Origin of the sequence: Aquimarina agarilytica ZC1, assembly GCF_000255455.1 — a bacterium.
GTDB classification, from domain to species: domain Bacteria; phylum Bacteroidota; class Bacteroidia; order Flavobacteriales; family Flavobacteriaceae; genus Aquimarina; species Aquimarina agarilytica.
In genome coordinates this window covers 1-3,933 of sequence record NZ_JH621317.1, presented here as the reverse complement: position 1 = coordinate 3,933, position 3,933 = coordinate 1, and the positions used below count along the sequence as shown (strand labels likewise).

Genomic DNA, 3,933 nt, shown 5'->3' with positions numbered 1-3,933 from the left:
TTGGAGCAATAGCGGAAAGAGCGAGTAGTGAAAGCCTGACCCAGAGGGGAACGCCATTATTTAAAACTTAACTAACTCTTTTAATAAACACGCTCCAATTTCCTCAATACTCTCAAAGCTTCCTTTTTAGACTACATTAAACTTACTCCCTAAAAAATCACCGACAAATAGCTCGATATCCAAGATTTTAGCTGAATTTTGAAAAAAAATCAAAAAAATGAAAGATTACACCTACTAAACATACTATATAGAACAATAAAATACAAATAGCAGGAGTTACATTGTATTCAAAGGTGTTTTTAAATAAAAACCTTATATTCGAATGACCTACTTTAACTATATTAACCAACTATGAATAGAGTATATACTCATTATATATATACGCTGTTATTTTTTATTTTTTCCCTAACAGCAAACTCCCAAACTTATCCTGGTTATTTTACCGATAACTATAGTGGTATACATTCGGTATTACATAACCCTGCTAATGCTGCCGATTCTAGACTTGAATATGACTTAAATATTGTTTCTGCCAATGTTAATTTCCTTAATGACTATACTTTTGGAACATTTTCTGAAATTATTAAAGGTGATTATAATTTTAATAAAGACGGAATTGTTGTCCCCGAAAATCCCAATACAGTTCAATTTAACAATAGTATTTTAGGACCATCATTACTTTACAGTCTTAACCCAAAAAGTGCCATTGGTGTAATGACGCGTGTTCGAATGGCTGGAAATGTCAATAATATAAAAGGGGACCTTATTCAATTATTTGATACTGGTCTTTCTGGCGACACCCCTTTAAGCGTTGAAGACAATAACTTAAATGCTACGTTAAGCGTATGGAATGAACTTGGTCTTACTTATAGTGCTGTTATTGCTGATAGAAAAAGACATTTTGTAAAAATTGGAGCTACTGCTAAACTTATTAGTGGTCGCGCGTTTATTACTGTTACTTCGGATGATGCTACTATATCCTACGATCCTAGCGACGAAGAATTAGAAGGTAGAGGAACTGCTACTTATACTTTTAGTAAAAGCTTAGATAGGAATATTAATGGTAAGGCTTATGAGAGTTTTGATGATTTTGACTTAAAAGCTTCTACTTTAAATATTGGCCTAGATTTAGGTCTTGTTTATGAATGGAGACCAAATGAAAAGGAATATCATGCGGTTGATATTGACACCAACCGAGTTGGTATGCAACATAAAAATAAATACCGTGCGAAATTTGGATTATCCATTACTGATATTGGATCTTCGACATATGAAAACTCGGTTTCTAATTTTTATGACCTTGACACTTCTATTGACAAAGAACTTGTTCAAAACGGAAGCCTTAACGGCAATATTGACGATGAGCTTGATCCTGAAAAAAACTTAGTGAATAAAAAAATTGGGCTACCTACTGCATTACATGCCAATCTAGATTATAAAGTTAGAGAGCATATTTATGTGAATTTGAATGCAGACCTTTCTTTGGTTAAAGAGACTGAAGGTGATGCCAATCACATTATAAACAATTACTCCATTACTCCAAGGTATGAATCCAAATGGTTTGGTGTTCATATTCCTGTAAATTACCAAAAGCTTAATGGACTTACGATTGGATCGGGAATTCGATTAGGCCCTGTATTTATTGGATCGGGTACTGTTATTAGTAATATTATATCGGACAAAACTGGTTCTGCTAATTATTATGCTGGTATAAAATTACCTATTTACCATAAACCTTCGAAAGATTTTGATAACGATGGGGTAGCTAATGAAATTGATACTTGTAAGATGATTGCTGGTCTTATAGAAAATAAAGGTTGCCCAGGACCTCCGCCTGAAGAAGATAATGGACTATCAAAAGTTAAGGACTCTGATGGAGACGGAACGGTGGATTATATTGACAAATGCCCTTATACTCCTGGAAGTGTTGCTACTAATGGATGCCCTGAGGATGATGTATTTATTTATAGTGAAGAAGCTGCTCAAGAAATTGAAAGTGCTTTGAAAATACATTCTGATGAGATTGCTTTTAAATATGATAAAGCTTATTTGTTACCAGAAACACATGCTATACTTGACAAGATTTTAGCTTATATGAATAAATATCCAACAACAAAATATATTATTGAAGGACATACGGATCCTATTGGTACCGATGAATACAATTTTAATCTTTCATTATTGAGAGCCTTAAATGTTAAAAAATACTTTACAAACAAAGGCATTGACCAAGAAAGACTTGTTATAAAAGGTTATGGCGAAACTAGGTACAAAAAAGGAAATAAGAGTAAAAACAGAAGGGCTGCAGTAATTTTAATAAAATAATACTACCTTGTAGCACTTTACGTTTACTAATTAACCTATAATTTTATTTATGCGTAAATTAATTGCCCCTTTTGCCCTAGTATTCTTTTATTCTGTACTAAACGCACAATCCTATATTGGTTTTGGTGCTGATAATTTTAATGGAGTTCATGGTGTACTTTTTAATCCAGCAAACATAGCTGACTCGCGAACTAAAGTAGATGTTAATTTAGCTTCTGCTAGTTTGTTTGCACTTAATAATTATTATGAGATTAATTATTGGGACTGGCTTACAAAAAAAGATGCTGATTTTGATCAATTATCCTCAGCTGTAGGTATTGATAGAGACAACTATGGATTTGTGAATGCTGATGTACTTGGACCCTCTGTAATGATTACTCTAAATGAAAAGCACAGTGTTGCTTTAACCACTAGAGCTCGAAGTATCACCAATGCAAACAATATTAATGGTGAGGTTATTAATTACTTTGACGAAGAAGGCCTAGATAATGACTTACCACTTTTTGTCACTGGCGTAAACTCTTCCGCGGTTAGCAACAACTGGACTGAGGTGGGTGCCACTTACGCAAGAGTACTTAAAAATACTAAAGTCCGTTTTATGAAAGCGGGAATATCCCTAAAATACTTGTTTGGTATTGCTAGTACAAATATTACTCTTGATAATGTTTCGGCCTTAGGAGGTGCGAATGAATTATTTTTTGTAGGAAACGGAGGCTATACTTATAGTGGCAGCATTGACGCTGGAGATAGAGATGGGATTCCTTTTTCTACCGGAGACGATTTTGACTTTAATTTAAGAACAAGAGGCGTGGGTATTGACTTAGGTTTTGTTTACGAATACAGACCTAGGCATCGCAGCAACGTATCTCGGGAACATGTAAAAGAACAATTAGTGATTAGACATGTTAGCACTTACAAATATAAATTAGGAATTTCAATATTAGATATTGGAGCTATTACTTATGCTTCTGTTCAAAAAGCATATACCGGAACCACTGTGAGTAAGAACGAATTATTAACAGGTAATTATTTTGATGATATTGAACCTTTATTTAACCCCGAAGGTCCTCGAATAGTAAATAACAAATTCTCCCTACCAACCCGATTACGTGCCGAATTTGATTACAAAGTAAAAGATAGATTTTATGTTAATGCAGTAACTAACCTTACTCTTGTTTCTCGTGAAAACGCCCAAGCCAATAGACATGCCACACAATTCTCACTAAGTCCAAGATATGAAACTAAATGGTTTAGTATGTATAGCCCAATTACTGTTTCTGTTTATGGTGGCGTACAATGGGGTGCCGGCTTCCGTTTAGGACCTTTATTTATGGGATCGGGAAGTTTATTTAGTCGCGCAATTGATAGAGAAACGCGTTCTTTTGATGTATACGCTGGTTTAAAAATCCCTTTTTATCATAAAACACCCAGAAGAGAAGAAGATGATGATCATATTGAACAGAAAAACAGGTGTAAAAATTGCAGAAGAGGACAATTAAAGAGTCCTCCAAAATATAGTGAAGGTGGGAAAGGTTAATTTTTTCTAATAACCTGAGTTCGATTAAAATTACTTGATTTTTTTATAACAAAAAAGACAGATTTTTAGTA

The 3,933-nt window shown here is 33.9% G+C and carries 2 protein-coding genes; both read left to right on the top strand.

Going from position 1 to position 3,933, the window contains the following annotated elements; translation table 11 throughout:
* Positions 1 to 351 precede the first annotated feature (351 nt).
* The gene (locus KQA_RS0218030) at positions 352 to 2,325 is read left to right on the top strand and encodes a DUF5723 family protein (protein WP_010183035.1); all 1,974 of its coding nucleotides are present in this window, start codon (positions 352 to 354) and stop codon (positions 2,323 to 2,325) included.
* A 49-nt stretch (positions 2,326 to 2,374) separates the two neighbouring features.
* Positions 2,375 to 3,862 carry a DUF5723 family protein gene (locus tag KQA_RS0218025; protein WP_010183034.1) on the top strand — a complete coding sequence of 496 codons (1,488 nt, stop codon included), beginning with the start codon at positions 2,375 to 2,377 and terminating at the stop codon, positions 3,860 to 3,862.
* The last annotated feature ends 71 nt before the right edge of the window (positions 3,863 to 3,933 follow it).

Bases quoted from the DNA above. Each gene is read 5' to 3' on its own strand.
- KQA_RS0218030 (WP_010183035.1), top strand. From the start codon at position 352: ATGAATAGAGTATATACTCATTATATATATACGCTGTTATTTTTTATT.
- KQA_RS0218025 (WP_010183034.1), top strand. From the start codon at position 2,375: ATGCGTAAATTAATTGCCCCTTTTGCCCTAGTATTCTTTTATTCTGTA.